Origin of the sequence: Pseudomonas sp. GL-RE-29, from assembly GCF_019947275.1 — a bacterium.
Lineage (GTDB): Bacteria > Pseudomonadota > Gammaproteobacteria > Pseudomonadales > Pseudomonadaceae > Aquipseudomonas > Aquipseudomonas fluorescens_A.
In genome coordinates, this window is sequence record NZ_JAGYGD010000003.1 from 43,615 (window position 1) to 65,022 (window position 21,408).

10 protein-coding genes are annotated in these 21,408 nt (G+C 59.8%); 5 read left to right on the plus strand and 5 right to left on the minus strand.

What is annotated here, in order from left to right; all coding sequences use genetic code 11:
• Positions 1 to 386: 386 nt before the first annotated feature.
• The 3 genes from KGB21_RS03685 to KGB21_RS03695 form a co-directional block, all read right to left on the minus strand.
• The gene (locus tag KGB21_RS03685; RefSeq protein ID WP_223503609.1) at positions 387 to 1,112 is read right to left on the minus strand and encodes a Crp/Fnr family transcriptional regulator; all 726 of its coding nucleotides are present in this window, start codon (positions 1,110 to 1,112) and stop codon (positions 387 to 389) included.
• A 75-nt stretch (positions 1,113 to 1,187) separates the two neighbouring features.
• On the minus strand, positions 1,188 to 9,845 hold the full coding sequence (locus KGB21_RS03690) for a GH36-type glycosyl hydrolase domain-containing protein (RefSeq protein ID WP_411741314.1): 8,658 nt from the start codon (positions 9,843 to 9,845) through the stop codon (positions 1,188 to 1,190).
• Between the two features lie 407 nt (positions 9,846 to 10,252).
• On the minus strand, positions 10,253 to 11,182 hold the full coding sequence (locus KGB21_RS03695; RefSeq protein WP_223503610.1) for a LysR family transcriptional regulator: 930 nt from the start codon (positions 11,180 to 11,182) through the stop codon (positions 10,253 to 10,255).
• A 138-nt stretch (positions 11,183 to 11,320) separates the two neighbouring features.
• Here KGB21_RS03695 and KGB21_RS03700 point away from each other — a divergent pair, with 138 nt between their 5' ends.
• From KGB21_RS03700 to KGB21_RS03710, 3 genes are all read left to right on the plus strand, one after another.
• Positions 11,321 to 12,634, plus strand: coding sequence for an MFS transporter (locus tag KGB21_RS03700; protein WP_223503612.1), 1,314 nt, complete (start codon positions 11,321 to 11,323; stop codon positions 12,632 to 12,634).
• 56 nt (positions 12,635 to 12,690) lie between these two features.
• A complete protein-coding gene (locus KGB21_RS03705; RefSeq protein ID WP_034151405.1) occupies positions 12,691 to 13,449 on the plus strand; it encodes a creatininase family protein in 759 nt (252 codons plus the stop codon).
• A gap of 157 nt (positions 13,450 to 13,606) precedes the next feature.
• Positions 13,607 to 15,811, plus strand: coding sequence for an OsmC domain/YcaO domain-containing protein (locus KGB21_RS03710; RefSeq protein WP_223503614.1), 2,205 nt, complete (start codon positions 13,607 to 13,609; stop codon positions 15,809 to 15,811).
• A gap of 64 nt (positions 15,812 to 15,875) precedes the next feature.
• On the opposite strand, the gene KGB21_RS03715 is transcribed toward KGB21_RS03710, so the two are convergent.
• Both KGB21_RS03715 and KGB21_RS03720 read right to left on the minus strand, forming a co-directional pair.
• Positions 15,876 to 18,023, minus strand: a complete 2,148-nt coding sequence (locus tag KGB21_RS03715; protein WP_223503615.1) for a TonB-dependent siderophore receptor — start codon at positions 18,021 to 18,023, stop codon at positions 15,876 to 15,878.
• A gap of 301 nt (positions 18,024 to 18,324) precedes the next feature.
• Positions 18,325 to 18,885 carry a YSC84-related protein gene (locus KGB21_RS03720; RefSeq protein ID WP_034151408.1) on the minus strand — a complete coding sequence of 187 codons (561 nt, stop codon included), beginning with the start codon at positions 18,883 to 18,885 and terminating at the stop codon, positions 18,325 to 18,327.
• Positions 18,886 to 19,390: 505 nt separating this feature from the next.
• Between KGB21_RS03720 and KGB21_RS03725 the strand changes: the two genes are divergently transcribed.
• Both KGB21_RS03725 and KGB21_RS03730 read left to right on the plus strand, forming a co-directional pair.
• Positions 19,391 to 20,338 carry an MBL fold metallo-hydrolase gene (locus KGB21_RS03725; protein ID WP_223503617.1) on the plus strand — a complete coding sequence of 316 codons (948 nt, stop codon included), beginning with the start codon at positions 19,391 to 19,393 and terminating at the stop codon, positions 20,336 to 20,338.
• Positions 20,339 to 20,558: 220 nt separating this feature from the next.
• Entirely contained in the window at positions 20,559 to 21,254 is a 696-nt protein-coding gene (locus KGB21_RS03730; protein WP_317846705.1) for a tRNA (adenine(22)-N(1))-methyltransferase, read from the plus strand.
• Positions 21,255 to 21,408 lie beyond the last annotated feature (154 nt).

A 21,408-nucleotide genomic window follows, 5' to 3' on the forward strand; every position in this document is an offset into this window, starting at 1 on the left:
GCTGGTGACGCGTGACTACCCTGCAGGCGGTATAACAGGGCTGAAACTATCGAAGGTCCCTGTAGGAGGAGCAAGCTTGCTCGCGATCGCGGACTGACATTCAGCATTGATGTGGACGGACACACCGTCATCGCGAGCAAGCTTGCTCCTACAGAGGAGCGGGGTGGTTTCGAGTCTTGTGATCGGCAGGTGCGCCGGTGACGCGTGACTACCCTGCAGGCGGTACAACAGGGCTGAAACTATCGAAGGTCCCTGTAGGAGCAAGCTTGCTCGCGATCGCGGACTTACATTCGGCGGGGATGTCGACTGATACACCGCTATCGCGAGCAAGCTTGCTCCTACGGAGAGACGGGGTGGTTTCGAGTTTTGGCGTCGGTGACGCGTGCCTACTCGTCCTGTCGACGGGTGTAATGCAGCAGCCGGTCGGTTTCGGTCTTGACCACCAGGTAGCACTCGCAGCTGAGCCGTTCCAGACGCGCCCTGTCCAGAACCGTGATCTGACCACGGCTGTACTCGATGACGCCTTGGCGTTGCAGTTTGCCGGCGGCTTCGGTGACGCCTTCGCGGCGTACGCCGAGCATGTTGGCGATCAGTTCCTGGGTCATGGTCAGGTGATTGCCGTGCAGGCGATCCAGGGACAACAGCAGCCATCGACACAATTGTTGGTCGATCGAATGATGGCGGTTGCACAGGGCGGTCTGTGACATCTGTGTGATCAGCGCCTGGGTGTAACGCAGCATCAGCAAGAGCAAATCGCCATGGCGGTTGAACTCTTTCTTGAGTTTTTGCCCCGGCAGGCGAAAGGCACTGCCGGCACTCTGCACCACGGCCCGACTGGACGTGCTTTCGCCGCCCATGAACAACGCGATGCCGATCAAACCCTCGTTGCCCACCACGGCGATTTCTGCGGACGAGCCGTTCTCCGTGACATGCAGCAGGGAAACGATGGCGTCCGTCGGGAAGTAAACGTGGCGCAAGGTATCTCCCGGCTCGTACAGCACATCGCCCAGCCCCAGGCTGACCAGCTCCAGGTGCGGAACAAGGCGCTGAAGGTCGTTGGCCGGTAGCGCCGCAAGCAGATGATTGTGGTTTGGCACAGGTGTGGCATACATGGCAGAGCACCGAGGCGGAAGGGGGACTTGCCGACTCAGGGTACTCCCCTGCACGCCAGGGCTGGTGATCGATATCTATTTGTCGACGACGCGCTCGTACTCCAGCGCCTGAACACTGGCAGAGCGGGCGCGACAATCCACGCGAATCCAACGCTCTACGCCGTCATCCACCAGTGTCAGCCCAATGCCGCTCAATGGCTGCCCGTCAAGGATCATCGAGGTAGCGTTCGAACTGCCCTGATACACATCAAAGTGGTACAGGGTCCGTCCGAAGCGGTAGTGCAATTTGAAGCCCGGCCAGTCAACGGGTATCAGCGGTTCGATGCTGAGCGTGTGGCCTATGCGTTGTACGCCCAAAAGAGACTCGACGATCAGCCGGTACATCCACCCTGCAGACCCGGTGTACCAGGTCCAGCCACCGCGCCCAGCATGGGGCGCCGCGCCATAGACATCGGCGGCCATGACATAGGGTTCGACCTTATAGGTGTCGATTTGAACGTTGTTGGCCGGGGCGGCGGGATTGATCAGGTTCAGCACTTCCCAGGCTTTGCCGGCATCACCCAATTGCGCAAACGCCATGCCCGCCCACACGGCTGCGTGGGTGTACTGACCGCCGTTCTCGCGCACGCCAGGCACGTAGCCCTTGATGTAACCCGGGTCCAGGGCGCCCTTGTCGAACGGTGGATCAAGCAGCAGCACGGCGCGGATGTCACGTTTGATCAGATGTTCATTCAACGATCGCATGGCCTGATTCTGGCGCACCGCGGAACCGGCCCCTGACAACACCGACCAGCTCTGCGCAATGGAGTCGATGCGACACTCTTCGTTGCTCGCCGAACCGAGCAGTTGCCCGTCATCGAACCAGGCCCGGCGATACCAGGCGCCGTCCCAGGCGCTTTGTTCAAGGTTGCGTTGCAGCGTCGCCGCGCTGTCGCTGCAGCGCTTGGCAACGTCGTGATCACCGTGCAAGCGTGCGGTCACTGCAAATTGTTCCAGCACCTGATAGCTGAAGAAGCCCAGCCAGACACTTTCGCCGACACCCATATGGCCGACGCGGTTCATGCCGTCGTTCCAGTCACCGGAGCCCATCAGTGGCAATCCGTGCTGACCGCGTCGCAGGCCGTGTTCGATGGCACGCACGCAGTGTTGATACAGGGATTCGCGCAGGTTCGACGTGAGCGGAAGATCGTAGTAGGACTCTTCGCCAGCCGCCAGCAAACGTCCCTCCAGGTAGCCGACGGGCTCATCCAGCACACCCACGTCAGCAGTCATTTCGATATAGCGATTGGTCGCAGCCACCAGCCACAAAAAGTCATCGGAGCACGCGGTGCGAACTCCTCGATTCATCGGTGGGTGCCACCAGTGTTGCACGTCGCCTTCGGCATACTGATGGCCGGCGCACAGCAACAGATGCGCACGCACGGCCGCCGGATCGGCATGGATCATCGCCATGCTGTCCTGCAATTGATCACGAAAACCAATGGCGCCACCGGACTGGTAGTAGCCGCTGCGGGCCTGGAAACGGCAGGCGATGACCTGATACATCAACCAACCGTTGACCATGACATCCACCGCCGGTGCGCCGCTTTCGATACGAATGGCGCCGAGCACCGAGCGCCAGTGATCCCGTACTTTCTCTAACTCCGCCGCCGCTGCGAGACTGCCCCGATAGCGTTGCACCAAGCGGGTGGCGGCGTTGGTTGAGGTTTCCGCCCCGAGTCGCAGGATCACTTCCTTGCTGTCGCCATCGGCGAGATCGACCGACACTTGCAAGGCGGCACACGGGTCCAGGCCGCCGCCCATGCGCCCAGACAACCCGGCGTGCTGCATGGCTGCCGGGGCGGCCAGGGTGCCACTGCGACCCACAAATTCGGTGCGGTCAGCGCTGACACCGTGATCGATGGTGTCGGTGTCAAAGAACGCCACCCGCTCGGAAAACTCCACCGAGTAGGCATTGCGGGCGAAGAGGGCGCCGCTGACCGGGTCCGACTGGGTGGTCACGTGCATCGCCGACTTGCTGCGCAGATCGCCCAGGACCCATTCCACATACCCGGTGACTGACAGTGACCGACTGCGTCCCGAGCGGTTGCTTACCAGCAGTCGCGAGAATTTGATCGGCGCATCCAGCGCCACATAGATCCACAGCTCGCTGTAGATGCCGTCCTCTTCATGCTCGAACACGCTGTAGCCGAAACCGTGGCGCGTCTGGTACGGGCCTTTTCCGGGGCAGGGTTGAGGGGCCGCCGACCAGAAGTGCCCGGTCTCTTCATCACGCAGGTAAATGGCCTCGCCGCTGCGATCGGTGACCGGGTCGTTGTGCCACGGTGTCAGGCGAAATTCATGGGCGTTTTCCGCCCAGGTATAGGCGCTGCCGGCCTCCGAGACCACTGTGCCGAGGTGGGCATTGGCGATCACGTTGACCCAGGGCGCCGGTGGCGGGTTGCTCGCCAGCCCGCTGATGATGTACTCGCTGCCATCGGCGCTGAAGCCGCCGTAGGCGTTGCTCAGCAGCAGTGCACCGGGAGTGGGCCGTGCCAATGCCGATCCGGCCTGATAATGCCGGGTCGCCACGAATGGCGCGTGCTCCGGCGAGACCCGGCGCCGATGAATCTGTTCGGCAAGCGTGCCCAAACCTTCGCTCAGTACCAGCCTGGCTACCGCGAGGACCAAACCACGATCTTCGCTCGACATCTGTTGCACCGGCCGAACGAAAATTCCGCCCGGACGATCCAGCAGCGTCGCTTCACTGCCGGAGGTGATCAGGCCCATGATCGCATCCTGCAATTGTTGGCGATAACCCGCCTCGTCTTCGTTCCAGATCAACAGATCGACCACCAGACCTTTTTGTCGCCAGTAGGCGTGGGCCTGAATCATCTGTTGCACCAGGACGATGTTGTCCAGGCTGTGGATTTGCAGCACCACGATGGGCAGGTCGCCGGAAATCGCCTGGCCCCAAAGCCCCGGCTGATTGCGTCGGTTGGCAATCAACACCGCGTTGTCGGCGCGCATCGAGGCGTTCGCATACAGCACGGACGAGGCCATTTGTTCGAACAGACGAGCGTCGGCCAGCGAGGCGTTGAGCTGCCGCAGCAATACCTGGCTATGGGTCCAGGACAGGTCGAACACCCGGTCCGCGAGATGCCGGTCGCGGTATTTGTTGATCAGATAGAGGCAGTCATCACGGCTGTCGGCGACGCCGGTGACCAGGTCAATGGTGCCTTGCTGGCCGGGTTGCAGGGTAATCCGGCAACGAATCGCGATCACCGGATCGAGTACCGGGCCGGCACTGCCGGACAAGCGCTGGCAATCGGCATCAAGGGCTGCAGGCGACACAAGGTTGCGACCCCGCCCGATGAAGCGGGCACGATCGGTTTCGTACGAGATCGCATCGATGTCCACCCCGTGTGCCGCCAGCAGATGGCACATCCACGGCGTCGGTTCATCGCTGGCCCGGGGCCGGCGGCTGCACACAATGGCTTGAAGATCGGGCAGCAATTCGGTCTGCACGAACAGCTTGCTGAATGCCGGGTGCATCGCGTCACTAGCCGGGGACGTCAGCACCACTTCGACGTAGGTGGTGATCTCCAGTGTCTTGGCCGATGAAGCGCGATTGGTGACATGCAGTCGCCGCAGTTCGATGTCGTCTTCGGGTGAGACGACAATCTCCAGGTGCGTGTCGAAATCCAGATTGCGTGCGCGAAATTCCGCACGGGAGTCACTGAAGATTGCCTCGTGGCTCTCGGGTTTTTGCAACGTCGGTTGGTGTGCAGCCGACCAGACCGTATTGCTCTGGACATCACGCAGGTAACAGAACATCCCCCAGTTGTCCTGTGAAATGTCTTCCTGCCAGCGGGTGACGGCCATGTCGTGGCGGCGGCTGTAACCACCGCCGCCGCTGGTGAGCATGACGTGGTAGCGACCGTTGGAAAGCAACTGCACCGCAGGGCGTTTGCTTCCCGGATCGGCGAACACCCGAAGTCCGGGCTCTTGGGACTGTCCCACATCGCCGTGCACGGGCGACTGTGCGGCTTGCAGGTACGGCGCGGCAGATTTGGGCACCCGTTCCTGCAACAACAGCAGCGCCGATTGCAGCGCCGGGTCAGCTTCGAACCGCCGTTGCATGGGTTGATCGAGCAGTCGGCTGGTCAAGGCCAGCAGACTCATGCCTTGGTGGTGCGCCATGAACGAGCGGACGATGGCGTAAGACTGGCCGCGCGGTAGGCGGGCATCGGTGTAATCCACCGCTTCATATAGACCGAATCGCCCGGAGGAACCTTGCTGGGCAAGGCGTTGCAGGTTTTTGCAGGCCGCATCGGCATCGACCATCAATGCCAGGGCACTGGCATAGGGCGCAATCACCACGTCATCGCTCAGCCCGCGCTTGAGCCCCAGGCCCTGGACGCCGAAAGCGCGATATTGATAGTTGAGGTGCGCGTCGACGGTGTAATAGCCCGACTCCGAAACACCCCAGGGAATGCCCAGCATGTTGCCGTGTTCGATTTGCACCGCCACGGCGGCGCGGCAGGTCTGATCCAGCAGGCTGCCGTCATAGTTGGGCATCACCAGCATGGGCATCAGGTATTCGAACATCGAGCCCGACCAGGACAATAACGTCGGTACCCCGGCGTTTTCACTCAGCAGCCTGCCCAAGGTGAACCAGGCCCTTTGCGGGATCTGACCTTGCGCGATGACCACGTAATTGGTCAGCCGCACCTCGGACGCCAGCAGGTCGTAGTAACCACTGTCGAGCCGCAGTTCTTCGGCGTTGTAGCCGATGACGAACAGGTCACGCTGATTGTCGTAAAGCAGCGAGAAGTCCATTTGTGCCAGCGACGTCGCCAACAACGCCAGACGCTCCAGGGTCTCCAGGCGCTGGCCGGCGATACGGCGGACCTGCTCGATTTGTGGATGATGCTCGGTTGCCCAATCGACGGGATTCAGGGCTGCCAGCTGACGCAAGGTGCCAGGCGAATGAATGCCAACCGGGGGGGCGGGGAGTTGAAAGCGTTGCAGTTCTTCGGTCCAGTCGATGCATTGACGCAGAAACATTTCCCGCCAGTAGCGGCATTCCTCGTCGATGTCCACCGGTGCATCGGTGATCATCGTTCGAGCCGATTGCAAAAGGTTTGCGAGCGCTTCGGTGGTCGCCGCTGACGCGGCTTGTTCAAGGCCTTTTTTCAGTCGACTCAAGGCCTGTTCATCCACGCCCGCCGCGCGCTGGGAATCTGCAAGGATGTCCAGGGTGTCACGCAGACCCTTGATCACGGCTGGGCCGAACATTGGCGCGTCTGCAAGTTGCCTCAGGCCGGCGCTCAAAGTCAGCAGCAGGCCCGCCAGGTTGCCGCTGTCGACGGTGGAGACGTAATGCGGACGCAGCGGTTCGAGGGTCTGCGTGTCGTACCAGTTGTAGAAGTGCTGCCGATAACGCTCCAGTCCATCCATGCTGTCCAGCGACGCCGAAAGTCGGGTTAGCAGCCGTTCGGTGCTCAAGTAGCCGAAATCGTGAGCGGCGAGGTGGGCGACCAGGGACATGCCCATGTTGGTCGGCGAGGTGCGATGGGCAATCGCGGGCTTGGGTTCTTCCTGCACGTTGTCCGGTGGCAGCCAGTGATCTTCAGGCCCGACGTAGTGATCGAAGAACGCCCAGGTCTTGCGCGCCAGTAACCGCAGGAAACGCAACTGCTCTGTCGACGGTGCGAACGTCGACTGCTTATGTGGCGAGCTGAGTCGCCAGGCGATCCAGGGACCCGCCAGCCACGCCAGGAGCAGCGGAGTGGCGATGGCCAGCGGTTGCGGATTGTCCGCCAGCAGGGCCAGTGAAATCAGAGCCGTCACCGGCTGAATCCACATCTGACGGTAGAGGCCGGTGAGCCGGTTTTCGGTGGTGCGCTCCACCTCCCGCGAGGGCTGCCATTGCAACAGCAGGCGCCGGCTGAAGCCGATTCGCCAGAGCGAGCGCAGGATCGCATCGGCGCTGTAGTACATCTCGTAAGGCAACCAGGCGAGGGTGAGACAAACCCGCGCCAGGTCCTGTCCCAGATCACCCGCCAGCGCCCTGACATATTGACCGTAAGGTACGTCGGCAGGGGGCTGCATCAGATCGGTCACTGCGCGCAGCAACGGTTGAATCACCAGCAACCCGATGACCGTGAGGGTCCAGTTCATGGGCTGACTGCTGGCAAACCAACCCCAGGCCAACATCAGCAACAACGCCAGCGGCTCCAGGCTGCGCCGCAGATTGTCGAGAATCTTCCAGCGCGCCATCACACTCAGCCGATTGCGCACCCGGTTGCCTTCGGCGTTGCGCGCCCAGGGCAGGAGCCACGGCAGCAGTTGCCAGTCACCGCGCACCCAGCGATGCCGGCGTTTGACATCGGCACCATAGCGCGAGGGGTATTGCTCGTAGACTTGCACATCGCTGAGCAGGCCGGAGCGTGCATAACAGCCTTCGATCAGGTCGTGGCTGAGAATCTGGTTGTCCGGCAAGCACCCTTCCAGGGCGCAGGTGAACGCGTCCACGTCGTAGATGCCTTTGCCGATGAACGAGCCTTGCTGGAACAGGTCCTGGTAAACATCCGACACGGCCCGGGTGTAGGGATCGACCCCGGCATCGCTGCCGAATAACCGCGCGTAAATCGAGCGTGTGGCGCTGGTCAGGCTGATGCCCACCCGCGGTTGCAGCACCGCGTAGCCGGAAATGATCTGCTCGCCCGCGCTGTCGAACAACGGACGATTCAGCGGGTGCATCATCGCCTCCACGCATTGGCGCGCGACATCGCGCGGCAGCAGGGTGTCGGTATCCAGGGTGATCACGTAACGCACCCCGCGTAGCGGCGTGATGTCGCCGACGATGGTGTCGAAACGCTCCAGTCCGTTGCCGCGCAATAGCGAGTTGAGTTCAATCAACTTGCCGCGTTTGCGCTCGTGGCCCATCCACACGCGTTCGCTGGCGTTCCAGCGACGTGGCCGATGCAGCAGAAAAAAGCGGTCACCGAGGCCGTCCGCGTATTTCTGATTGAGCAGGGTGACTGCACGGGAGGCCTGGGCGACCAGCTCGGCGTCTTGCGGTTGTGACTCTTCAGCCGCGTCGAGAAAATCGCTGAGCAAGGCGAAATACAGGTTGCTGTCGCGGTTGGCGAGAAAGCGCACTTCCAGGCCTTCCACCAGTTCGTCCACATCGACCGGGCTGGCGATCAGCGTCGGGATCACCACCAGACTTCGCGCCACATCGGGAATTCCGTTGGCGTAATCCATTTTCGGCAAAACCGTCGGCACCATACTGAACGTTACAAGCCAGTTGATCAGGCTGATCGCCAGTCGGCTGGTCATGATCAGGCAGGGAATCGCCAGCAACAGAAGCGCCATATCTGGCATTCCGTCGCGCTGCGCCGAGGCCAATAAAGGCCAGGCGAAGAAGAACGTCAGAAAAGCCACCGGCGCCAGGTAAAACATCAACGGCGATTGCTGCAACAAGCGTTTCCAGCGCACATGAAACGGCACCCGGGCGTTGAGTCGTTGCTCCAAAGTCGGCAGGCCTGCGCTGATCAGGTAATAGCCGACGTGACGAGCCAGTAATTCGCAGGAGACGGAATCGGCGGCGGTAGCGGCCGTGGCGAGATTGACCGCGACGCGCGCGACCTGGATTTCCGAGTGTTGGGGGCAGCTGCGGGCCAGGCGTTCGATGACATGTCGGTAGCTGTCACGGGTACTGAAATCCATCGCCCGGTAAATCGCCGCCGGGTCTTCACTGAGAATCTGTTCGACATGACTCATCGACTCGACGAACTCGCGCCAGTCAGTGGCGGACAACAGGCGCAAGCTGCCGATGCTGTTGCCAATCGACACCTGATCCGCGGCCTGTTGTTGCGCATCGAGCTGCACCTGGCGTTCGATGCTTGATCCCGTCTCGCTGAGCATTTGCTCGATCCAGGTCAGCGGCAGGGCCAGGGCGGCGCTTTGGCCTTGCAGGCGACGGGTCAATTCGGCGACGAAGGCCGGGGTCATCGGCGGGGCGGAGCGGGCCATGTCGGCCACGGTCAACACCACGCTTTTGATATCGCGTTCCGAGGTTTCGATCAGGCGTTCGGCCCAGTCGTCGGCCAGGTTGCGATCATCGGCGTTGGCCATGACCCGCGAAGCCACGCGCCGCAGGTTTTCGATCAGCGCCAGACGCAACATGATCGGGATCGCCCACAGCTCCCCGAGCGCCAGCGGCATCACGGTCTGATAGGCAAAAATGAAGCGGCTCAGGCTTTGCTCATCGACCCGGCCGTCGCCATGGGAAATGGTCTCCAGTGCGATGTCATAGACCCGCGGTAACCCGGCAGACGGGCCGTTGATCAGGCGCGGCAGTTCACGGCTGTAGCCCTTGGGCAGGTGCGTTCTGGCGGTACGAATGTGGTCTTCGACCAGAAAGTAATTGTCCAGCAGCCATTCCGCTGCCGGCGTCACCCGTCGGCTGGACATCTGCGCGTTGGACAGCGCCGTGCAGCTGCGTTTGAGCAGCGCCTCGTTATCATCCAGCCTGCGCAGCATCGAGTCCCGAGCGGACAGGGCGGTCAGCCGATGCTGTCCGGCCAGCGCGATACCGTGGCTGGCCATCTGATCGGCGCTGAAAAGCTCCGAGCGCAATATCGGTTCGTATTCGAACCGGGGAGGGGAAAACGAACCGGTTCGCCAAAAGCCGGACGAGCGGGAAAACACCTCTTGGATGCGTGTCCATATGCTGTTCATAAAGTCCTGAGCCTGAAATGCATGAATACGATTGCGAGCATTTTGAGCCGTGCGCCAACCCTCGGCGCCAGCACCCGGCAGCGCTGGGTGTACGTCGCTTTTCAGCTTTGAGTGTGAGGACTTGGCGGGTTGCTCGTCTGTTCGCTGGCGCACATAGCGGGCGTTCTTTGGGACATTGAGACATGTCCGTTGTCGAACGCAATGACGAGCAACGTTGCAGGTTTCAGGGTTTGTAACACCCTCGTCCCGCAATCCTATTCAGGTTGAGAGGTGCTATATGAACAACATCATTTACATCGTCGGACTGGTTGTAGTTGTCGTGGTAATCCTGTCGTTCCTAGGATTTGCATAGGTTCACAGGCGGTCATCATTCCGGGATCGCTGAGGTATGCGGTGACGCATACCTCTCAGCGCGGCGCGTGTTCGTCAGACCAGAACATCGGCAGGCGCTCCAGCATCCAGTCAAGCAACTCTTGAGCGGGGGCGGCCAGCGGTCGGCCGGTCTTGACCAGCAACTTCGCCTCGACGCCCAGAAAGATCGGGTGGTCAATAGCTACAGCGGCCAGGCTGCCTTTGGCGATTTCCCGATAGGCCGCGAATTCTCCCAGCAACGACGCGAAATCCCCGGCAGCGATCAGGCGCTTGAGTGCGGCCAGCGAGTTGCTGACCAGCGCCGGTCGGATCTCGATTTTCTCTGCATACTCCAGCATTTTTATCGCGTGGCCGATCCCGAACGTGGTGGGCGTCAACACCAGTTTGCAAGCGAGGATGTCTTCGACGGTGGCGGCTCGACCCGACAATGCAAGCGGGTGATCCGGACGAACCAGCAGCATGACCGGCTGCGCTGATGTGGCGCGAAAATCGATGTGCGCATGCGGTGGGGGATTGTAGGCAAGGCCGATGTGCGCGCGGTTCTCGGCGACTTCGTTCATCACATCATCGACGGGCAATATGTCCAGCGTGACGTCAAGCTTCGGGTACTGCTTGCAGAACGGTGCGAGCACATTGTCGACCAGTGCGTCGACATACCCCTCACTGATCACCACTCGCACATGACCTTGCTGCAAGCCTTTGATCGCCTGTAGCTGGTCTTCGAGTTTCTCCTGGTGCGATCGATAACCTCGCCAGAATTCCAGCAAGTGCGCTGCAGCCTCCGTCGGCTGAACACCCCGTGCCTGCCGTTCAAAAAGCTTCGCTCCCAGTTCTTCTTCCAGCAGTTTGATTTGCCGCGTGATCACCGAAGGCGAGGTATTGATGCTGTCGGCCGCGCCACGAATCGACCCGTGGACAAGCACCTCGTGAAAATATCTGAGCCGTTGTTGGTTGATCTCGCGCATTCGTCCATTCCTCCCGTTGAAGCTGTGTTGCCCATAGGGCAACGGTACGCGAACTTAGTTGCTCTTGCTGGTCTTTTGTCGTCGGGGCAACATCCTTCTCCACTACCACTGGCCAAACAAGAACAATTGGAGACTCCTATGTCAGCCTGTGAATCGACGGCAACAAGTGGCGCTCTTTCGGCCCTTTACCGCAAGCTCAATTGGCGGCTGCTGCCGCTGCTGTTCATTTGTTATGTATTCGCCTATCTGGACCGGATCAATGTCGGCTTCGCCAAACTGCAGATGCAAAGTGACCTCGGGCTGTCCGATGCGGCTTATGGCGCGGGCGCCGGGATCTTTTTTCTGGGGTACATATTGTTTGAACTGCCCAGCAACCTGATGCTGCCACGGGTGGGCGCACGCAAGACGTTCAGTCGCATTCTGGTGCTATGGGGCATCACCTCGGCCTGCATGCTGTTTGTCCGCGACGTGCCGACCTTTTACCTGATGCGTTTTCTGCTGGGTGTGTTCGAAGCCGGTTTTGCGCCGGGCATGATCTATTACCTGTCTTGCTGGTACGGCCCGACGCGCATGGCCCGCGCCATTGCAATCGTGTTTATCGCCGGCCCCATTGGCGGCATTGTCGGTGGTCCGCTTTCCGCCTGGCTGATGACTACGCTTTCAGGCATCGGCGGCTTGGCCGGGTGGCAATGGATGTTTCTGATTGAAGGGCTTCCCTGCGTCTTCCTCGGCATTCTTACCTACTTCGTACTTTCGAACCGGCCCTCTGAAGCAAGCTGGCTAAGTGCAGAAGAAAAGAAATTGCTGGAGGCAGAACTGAGTACCTCGAGGGGCCATGTCCATTCGTTCAAGGCCGTTTTGCGCGACCCGAAAACCTACGTGCTGGCATCGGCGTATTTCTGCATCATCTTCTCGATCTACGCCATGAGCTTCTGGCTTCCGGCGGTCCTCAAGGCCCAAGGCGTTAACGACACCATGCAGTTGGGTTGGTATGCGGCGATTCCGTATGTCGGGGCGGCTATCGGCATGTACCTGATAGGGCGCCGGTCCGACCGTGTCGGCGAAAGGCGCTACCACTGCGCAGTACCGGCGGGCCTCGGGGCGATTATGCTGTTGATGTTTCCCTTTGCCGAAGGGCACTTGATGGTCTCGCTGGGCCTGCTGACCGTGGCGACCACCACGATTTTCATGGCGTACACCGTGTTCTGGGCCATGCCGTCCGAACACATCAAGGGCGAAGCCGCAGCCGGCGGTATCGCGTTCATCAACACCATCGGCTTGTGCGGCGGCTTCTGGGGACCAGCGGTGATCGGCTGGGCAAAAACCGCAACCGGAAGTATGAACCTGGGCATTGTTGTCGTGGGGTGTGCATCCCTTTGTGCGGCACTTGTCATCATTCTGAGCAGATCGTTATCGAGTGAACGCGCTGCGCCTGAATACAGCGCTGTGTGATCAGCTCAACTTAATCGTCATGTTCCGGAAGGAACGTTCCATTGGAGAAATCTCAAATGCTTCTACATCTGTCGACCTGGGCCGAAATCGGCGAATTCCTGAACCGTAGTCGTACCATCGTGATCCCGATTGGTTCGAACGAACAACACGGGCCAACCGGCCTTTTGGGGACCGATTGGATGTGCCCTGAAATCATCGCTCACGAAGCGCAGAAAACAGCGGACATCCTGATTGCGCCGACTTTCAACATTGGCATGGCCCAGCACCATCTCGGTTTTCCGGGGACCATTTCGCTGCGTCCCTCGACGTTTATCGCCGCGATTGGCGATTGGGTGCGCTCTTTGGCGGCGCACGGGTTTGAAAAAATCCTCTTTCTCAATGGCCACGGCGGCAACGTTGCTTCGATTGAAGCGGCATTCTCGGAGCTCTACGCCGAGGCGAGCTTCGCCAGGCGCCCGGCGGGGTTTGCGCTGAAGTTGTGCAACTGGTGGGATCTGGAAGGCGTGGAAAATCTGGCACGGGAGCAGTTCCCGACGGGGCATGGCGTGCATGCAACGCCTTCCGAGATTGCTGTTACGCAATGGGCCTACCCGGACTCCATCAAGTCGGCACAGTATTCGCCACAGATCGCCGCGTGGGGCCCGATCCGCGAAGCGCAAGACTTCCGCGCGCGCCATCCGGACGGGCGCATGGGTTCAGACCCGGCGCAGGCAACGGCGGAAAAAGGTCGGGCATTGGTGATGATGTCGGCGCAGGGCCTGGTACAGGCGGTGGACGCCTTCAGCCGGGAGTCGATGCCGGGCAACAACCGCTGAACCGCTGTCGTCTTGGGCCAGCCCATGGACACCCATGGCTGGCCAAGCGGCGGGGTTTTCGACGGGCTGAGGTTTGGCACTAAAGATTGCCGCGTGCGATCGGGCTAAAAAAGGGATAATGCCGCCCATTCTGTTTTCGTTATTCTGGTAATCCCGCATGGAAATCAAGGTCAATTTTCTCGACAACCTTCGTCTTGAAGCCAAGTTCGACGACTTCACGGTGGTGGCCGATCAGCCTATCCGCTACAAGGGCGATGGCTCGGCACCGGGTCCGTTCGACTATTTTCTGGCTTCGTCGGCCTTGTGTGCGGCTTACTTTGTGAAGTTGTACTGCGAAACCCGCAACATCCCCACCGATAACATTCGGCTGTCGCAGAACAACATTGTCGATCCGGAAAACCGCTACAACCAGATTTTCAAGATTCAGGTCGAATTGCCAGCGGACATCTCTGCCAAGGACCGCCAGGGCATTTTGCGTTCCATCGACCGTTGCACGGTAAAGAAGGTGGTGCAGACCGGGCCCGAGTTCGTGATTGAAGAGGTCGAGAACCTTGATGCCGATGCTCAGGCGTTGCTGATGCCAAATCTGGCCTCGGACGCGGGCACCTACATTGTCGGCAAGGATCTGCCGCTGGAACAAACCATCGCCAACATGTCGGAAATCCTCGCCGGCCTGGGCATGAAGATTGAAATCGCTTCGTGGCGCAATATCGTTCCCAATGTGTGGTCGCTGCATATCCGCGATGCGCACTCGCCAATGTGTTTCACCAATGGCAAAGGCGCGACCAAAGAAGGCGCGTTGGCCTCGGCGTTGGGCGAATTTATCGAGCGACTCAACTGCAATTTCTTCTACAACGATCAGTTCTGGGGAGAAGACATTGCCAACGCGGAGTTCGTGCATTACCCGGACGAGCGCTGGTTCAAGCCCGGCCCCAAAGACGCGTTGCCGGCTGAAATTCTCGACGAATACTGCCGTAAAATTTTCAACCCTGATGGTGAACTGCGTGGCTCGCATCTGTACGACACCAACTCCGGCAATGTCGAGCGTGGCATCTGTTCGCTGCCTTTCGTTCGCCAGTCGGACGGCGAGGTGGTGTATTTCCCGTCCAACCTGATCGAAAACCTGTACCTGAGCAACGGCATGAGCGCCGGTAATACGTTGGCCGAAGCGCAGGTGCAGTGCCTGTCGGAAATCTTCGAGCGCGCGGTGAAACGCGAAATTCTCGAAGGCGAACTCGCGCTGCCGGATGTGCCGCAGGAAGTGCTGGCGAAATACCCAGGCATTCTGGCCGGTATTCAAGGGCTGGAAGAGCAGGGCTTCCCGGTGCTGGTGAAGGATGCGTCGCTGGGCGGGGAGTTCCCGGTGATGTGCGTCACCTTGATGAACCCGCGCACCGGCGGCGTGTTTGCCTCGTTCGGCGCGCACCCGAGCTTCGAAGTGGCGCTGGAACGCAGCCTTACCGAACTGCTGCAAGGTCGCAGTTTTGAAGGTTTGAACGACCTGCCTCAGCCGACCTTTGAAGGTCACGCAGTCACTGAACCGAACAACTTTGTCGAGCACTTCATCGATTCCAGCGGCGTGGTGTCGTGGCGCTTCTTCAGTGCCAAGTCGGATTTCGAGTTTGTCGAGTGGGACTTCTCCGGCCACGGTGAAAACTCCAATACCGATGAAGCCGCGACCTTGTTCGGCATCCTCGAAGACATGGGCAAAGAAGTGTACATGGCGGTGTATGAGCACATCGGCGCCAAGGCTTGCCGCATTCTGGTGCCGGACTATTCGGAAATTTATCCGATAGAAGATTTGATTTGGGATAACACCAACAAGGCGCTGTCGTTCCGTTCCGATATCCTGAACCTGCACAGCCTGACCAACGTCGGTTTGAGAGCACTGGTCAAGCGTCTGGAAAACAGTGAGCTGGACGATTACACCGACATCACCACATTGATCGGCATCGAGTTTGACGACAATACGGCCTGGGGTCAGTTGACGATCCTGGAGTTGAAGCTACTGATCTACGTCGCCTTGAAGAAATACGACGAGGCAAAAGAGCTGGTTGAAGCCTTCTTGCAGTACAACGACAACACGGTCGAGCGCGGGTTGTTTTACCAGGCCTTGAATGTGGTGCTGGAAGTGCAATTGGACGACGACCTGGAGCTCGACGATTACCAGGTCAACTTCCGCCGCATGTTTGGCAACGAGCGCATGGACGCCGTGATTGGTTCCGTGGAAGGCAGCGTGCGTTTCTACGGCTTGACGCCGACGAGCATGAAACTGGAAGGACTTGATCGACACCTGCGGCTGATCGACAGCTACAAAAAGCTGCACACGGCGCGGGCCAATGTGACGGCCTTGTCCCGCTGATAGCACACACCAAAAAAGCACCCTGAGGTGCTTTTTTGGTTTTAGGCGGTCACTGCAAACGTGCTTAGAAGCGGTATTTCGCCGAAGCGGTAATGCTGCGCGGCGCACCGTACGTCAGGGCACCATAGGCATCGAAGATGTCGAAGTACTTCTGGTCGGTGACGTTGTCGGCGTTCACTTGGGCCGAGAGGTTTTCGGTGATCTCGTAGCGCGCCATCAGGTTGACCAGCGCATAGGCATCCTGCTGGATCTTCTCGGAGTTGCCCGCCGGGTTGACGGCGTAGGTGTAGATCGAGTCCTGCCAGTTGACCCCGCCGCCAATGGTCAGTTTGTTGAAAGCACCTGGCAGACGGTAGGTGGTAAAGGTGCGCAGCAATTTGGTCGGGTACAGCGTGTTGACGTCGTCGCCGTGGGCATCTTCAGCCTTGAACTGGGTGTAACCCAGCGAGGCATTCCAGTCCGTCGCGAGTTCGCCGGACACTTCCAGCTCGAAACCCTTGCTGGTTGCGCCTTCGCTGGCCTCGTAGGCGAAACCGCCGACCGGGTTCGAAGGATCGATCAGCACGCCGGTGCTCTGGCCCAGATTGTCCTGCTTGATCTGGAAAATCGCAGCGGAGGCGTTCAAGCGGCCACCGAAGTATTCGCCCTTCAGACCGAGTTCGGTGCTCTCGCCAACGATTGGTTCCAATGTCTGGCCACTGCTGTCGCGGACCGACTGCGGCAGGAAGATTTCCGTGTAGCTGGCATAGGCCGAGAGGTTGTCGGTGAGGTCGTAGACGACGCCGGCATAGGGGGTCAGCTCATGATCGACATCGACCTTGCTCACTTCCGAGTAGATGTCATCACTGGTTTTTTCGTACCAGCTCTCACGCGCGCCGAGAATCACTTTCAAATCGTCGGTCACGTTCAGGCGAGTGGCTGCGTACAGGCCTTTCTGGCGAGTCTCGCTGTATCCGTAGTCGGTTCGCGGGCCCCAGATCGGCTCGGGGAAATGGCCGTTGTAGGCATCGAAATCGGCCACGCCGTCAAAGCCGGATTGCGCGTCGAGGGAGTCGGCGTCGAACTTCTGCTTGCTGTCCACATAACCGAATGCCAATTCGTGCTCACGACCCAGGAACGAGAACGGGCCATTGAAGCGGATGCCGTAGTCGTCCTGGGTGGTCTCGGTCTTGTAGGTCGCCGGGAACGAAGACATGCCGGAGCTACCGTTTCTGCCTGGATTGCCGGACAGGTACAGCAGGGAAGAGTCGCTGGTGCGCTCGCCGCGGTTGTAGCTGAGGTTGACCTGCCAGTCGTTGGCAAAGCGGTGATCGAGATTGACGAAGTAGGTCTCGTAGGTGGTGTCCCATTTGCTCCAGTCAGCGGAGGTGGTCTTCGAACGGCTCCAGTTGGTGCGGCCGCCGTCGGCGTACCAGACGGGCAGACCGCCCCACATTGGCGACTCGGCATTGCTTTCTTGCCGGCTCAAGCCGAACCAGAGCGTGGTGTCGGGCGTCAGGTCGATATCCATGGTGCCGTAGAGGGTCTGGCGTTTGTTCGAGTTCATGTCGATCCAGGTGTCGCCTTCGTTGGTCTCCCCGACCAAACGCGCGCGGATCGTGCCTTCCTCGTTCAGCGCTGTGGACACATCGGCCTCCATGCCATAGGTGTCCCACGTGCCGGCGCTCAACTCCACCGAACCCTTCAAATCTCTGCTGTTGGCGCGCTTGCGCACCATGTTGAGGGAGGCGGAAGGATCACCGGCACCGGTCATCAAACCGTTGGCACCGCGCACCACTTCAACGCGGTCATACATGGCCAGGCTGCTGAAAATCTCCCCCGAACTCCATGGCTGCTCATAAATGGTGGGTACGCCATCGATCATCAGCGAGTTGAGCTCAAAGCCCCGGGCGTTGAACTGGGCGCGGCTTGTCTCGTAGCGATTGACCGACACACCAGTGGCATTGTTGACCACGTCGAGGATGGTTTTCAGATCCTGGTCCTGGATGCGCTGCTGGGTGATAACGCTGACGGACTGCGGCGTTTCGCGCAGCGACATGTTCAACGGCGTGGCCGTGCGTGCGGAGTCAGTGGTGTAGGAGTTGGTGTCTTCGGTGACGCCGCTGCGTTCGGCAGTGGCTGTTTCGGTGATCGCGATCGGCGCCAGGGTCACGGCGCTTCCCGTCTCGGCCTGCTCAGTCTGTTCCGCCGCTTGCACGGCGGGCGCAGTCATGGCGATACCGGCTGCAAGCATGTGCACTGCGAGAGCCAGGGGGCGCAGTGCCGTAGGCGAGCGCGGCGTAACGGAGTTTTGTGGACACAGGGGAGATGAGGTGTACATGCGAACTCACATATGAATTGATGTTATTTGATAATCAATATCATACGCAAATGCGGTGAATTACTAAACACTGCTTTATAAAACTATTTTCTTTATAAAAAACAGTTGGTTAGAAATCCGTGGGCTCTTCGCTTCTGGTCGATTGCTGCCGATTGATGTGACAGCAATCGACCAAAAAGCTGAAAAGGCGCCTCTAGCGCTTGATCAGAGAAATTTTCGTGCCTTCGATGCTGACCCCGGCCATTAAACCTTGCTGGTCAACGATGAACGCGTAGGCGTCGTCTTTCATTGTCGAGCTGGACAGGTTTTTCGCCATCCCTTCATCCACCACAACAACGGTTGGCCCTACGCCGATTTCCCAACCTTTGGTATCAGTGATGTATTTCACCGCTTTGTCAGTCATCAGAAAAACCACATAACCATACGACTGGGCGCCTGCTTGCAGCCCCCACGAACCGCCGACGGAGTTGTAATAGTTCACGACGTCTTTGCCCTTCATTAATACGCCTTCACCATAGCTACCGCCGAATACCAGGCCCGCCTTGATGATTTTCGGGAAGACAAGTACAGCCTTGGCCTGGTGGGAAATTTTTTCGGCCGATGGCGTGGTCTTGTTGAGAAGCTGCAACGTTTGCCGAGAGTCGGCATTCAGGTCTTCGGCGGTGGCCGCTGCTGCGGTGTTCAGCAGACCGGTCGAGACTAATGAGGCAGCCGCGAGGAAAAGCGACAGGAAGAAGCGGGTTGATTGAGTCATTTGCGTACTCCGAAAAGGGAGCATTGGATGGTTGCAGCTGTCGGCATCTAACAGGAACCGAACCCGCTGAAAGTTATCCGGCGCACCCTGAATTGTGTGATTTGCAAGCTTCGCTCCTGTGTACAGTTGCGAGGCCATCAATGGTTGTGACCACTGGCTAACGGCCGGGTTCGTTGTCTACCTGTGCTTTTGGCCAATAGTTGTCGATAGGGAAGGGCAGCTATTTGTTTTTTGCGCGTTATGACAGGCGCGATTCGCCCGTTGCGCGGCTCAAGTCACTCGGTCACACCGATGCGCGAGAACACCTGACATGACGGCGATGCGCCGAATCCAGTTCCCTTTTTGCCGCACTCGATCACGCTAAAGTGCATCCGCACCATACCCACGTATGGTAGCTGCCGCGTTGTCCCACGATGCAGACTCACTCTCGGGCGATCCGTCGCTTTCGTGCCGAGAGAGGGGCTTTCGGCCCGAGATTATTGACCCAGGCAATCGGAGAACGACCATGACAACGCATCTGAACCACCCCACCCAAAAGGCTGCATCACTCAACACTTCACATTCCAATGGAGTTGGCTTCGAGGAGTTGGTGCCGTCGCGCTATGCGCTGCGGGTCGGCGAGATTGACGTGCTGGTGATCAGCGATGGCGTGCTGCCGCTGCCGACCTCGACCATGTCCACCAATGCTGATCCTGCTGCCCGTGCGGCCTGGTTCAAGGATATGTTCCTGGGGCCGGACGCGTTCGATTGGGCGTTGAACGTGCTGGTGATTCGAAGCGGTAGTCAGACTATTCTCGTCGATGCTGGCCTGGGCGGGCAGTTCCCTGGGTTTCCCCGGGCCGGGCAATTTCCCAAGCGCCTGGAGGCGGCCGGTATCGATCTCGGTTCCGTGACCGACGTGGTGATTACCCATATGCACATGGACCACATTGGCGGGCTGCTGGTCGATGAGGTGAAGCACAAGTTGCGACCAGACGTGCGCATCCACGTGGCGGCGACCGAGGTCGCGTTCTGGGAGTCGCCGGATTTCACCCACACCGAAATGCCTTCGCCGGTGCCGGACGTCTTGCGGGCAACCGCCAATCAGTTCATCAACGATTACCGCAGCAACGTGCGGACCTTCGAAGACGAGTACGAGGTGGCACCGGGCGTGGTCGCCAAACTCACCGGTGGCCACACCCCGGGGCACAGCGTGGTCTACGTGACGTCCGGCGGCCAGCGCCTGACCTTCGCCGGCGACGCCTTGTTTCCGGTGGCATTCGAACACCCGGACTGGCACAACGGCTTTGAACATGACCCTGAAGAGTCGGTTCGCGTTCGGGTCCGCCTCATGCAAGAAGCCGCGGCGAGCGGTGAGCTGTTTGTCGCCACGCACCTGCCGTTTCCCTCCGTTGGCCGAGTGGCCGTCGACGGTGATGCCTTTCGCTGGGTAGCGGCTTTCTGGGATTACTGAGCACTTGAACCCACAACCCATTGCAGTTTCTCAGGCTGCGTAAAAGTTCCGCCAGAAACGGTCGATGACCAGGGCCCGCTTCAGGAGGGTATGCGAGTGATCGGTACCGGTCGGACCATGGCTCTGGTCGCAAAAATTTGAAATACACGCCGTAGCTCGCCAGAATCACGCCCCGATCCGGACACAGGCGCCGGACAGTCGTGGTGAAAAGGAACTGCAGTTGAACGAACAGACATTGTCCATGCGCCTGGAGCGGGTGGCGGCGCATGTGCCTGCCGATGCGCGCCTGGCCGATATCGGCTCGGATCACGGTTATCTGCCGGTGTCCTTGATGCGCCGTGGCGCCATCGCGGCGGCGGTGGCCGGCGAGGTGGCATTGACGCCATTCCACGCGGCGCAACGCACCGTGCGCGAGAACGACCTGGACCAGCGGATCACCGTGCGTCTGGCCAATGGTCTGGCAGCGATCGAGCCGGGCGACGGGATCACCGCCATCAGCATCTGTGGCATGGGCGGCGAGACGATTCGCGACATCCTCGACAGCGGCAAGGCACACCTGAGTGGCCAGGAGCGCCTGATCCTGCAACCCAACGGCGGCGAGCAGCCACTGCGCCAATGGTTGATGGAAAACGGCTACCGCATCCTCAGCGAGGAAGTGCTGCGGGAAAACCGTTTCGACTACGAAATCATCGTCGCCGAGCGCATCGGGCCGGTGATCTATTCCGCCGAGGAACTGTACTTCGGCCCGCTGCAAATGCAGGCGCGCAGTCCAGCATTCCTGGCCAAGTGGCAGCGCATGCTGCGCGAAAAGCAGAAGACCCTGATCCAGTTCGAGCGGGCGCGGCAGGCGGTGCCCGAGGAGAGGGTGCAAGACCTCATGCAACAAGCCCGGTGGATCACCGAACTATTGGCTTGATCATCTTCAAGCGTTTACACGACCACTCACCGAAACGTGGCGAGGGAGCTTGCTCCCGCTGGACTGCGAAGCAGTCCCTTTTTTTGGTGGGGCACGTCATGCTGGAGCGTCAGCCCGGCCCAGCGGGAGCAAGCTCCCTCGCCACAGGTTAGTG

Coding starts and splice junctions, on each gene's coding strand:
- KGB21_RS03685 (WP_223503609.1), bottom strand. CDS start 1,112: ATGTATGCCACACCTGTGCCAAACCACAATCATCTGCTTGCGGCGCTA.
- KGB21_RS03720 (WP_034151408.1), bottom strand. CDS start 18,885: ATGACTCAATCAACCCGCTTCTTCCTGTCGCTTTTCCTCGCGGCTGCC.
- KGB21_RS03705 (WP_034151405.1), top strand. CDS start 12,691: ATGCTTCTACATCTGTCGACCTGGGCCGAAATCGGCGAATTCCTGAAC.
- KGB21_RS03725 (WP_223503617.1), top strand. CDS start 19,391: ATGACAACGCATCTGAACCACCCCACCCAAAAGGCTGCATCACTCAAC.
- KGB21_RS03695 (WP_223503610.1), bottom strand. CDS start 11,182: ATGCGCGAGATCAACCAACAACGGCTCAGATATTTTCACGAGGTGCTT.
- KGB21_RS03700 (WP_223503612.1), top strand. CDS start 11,321: ATGTCAGCCTGTGAATCGACGGCAACAAGTGGCGCTCTTTCGGCCCTT.
- KGB21_RS03710 (WP_223503614.1), top strand. CDS start 13,607: ATGGAAATCAAGGTCAATTTTCTCGACAACCTTCGTCTTGAAGCCAAG.
- KGB21_RS03690 (WP_411741314.1), bottom strand. CDS start 9,845: ATGAACAGCATATGGACACGCATCCAAGAGGTGTTTTCCCGCTCGTCC.
- KGB21_RS03715 (WP_223503615.1), bottom strand. CDS start 18,023: ATGACTGCGCCCGCCGTGCAAGCGGCGGAACAGACTGAGCAGGCCGAG.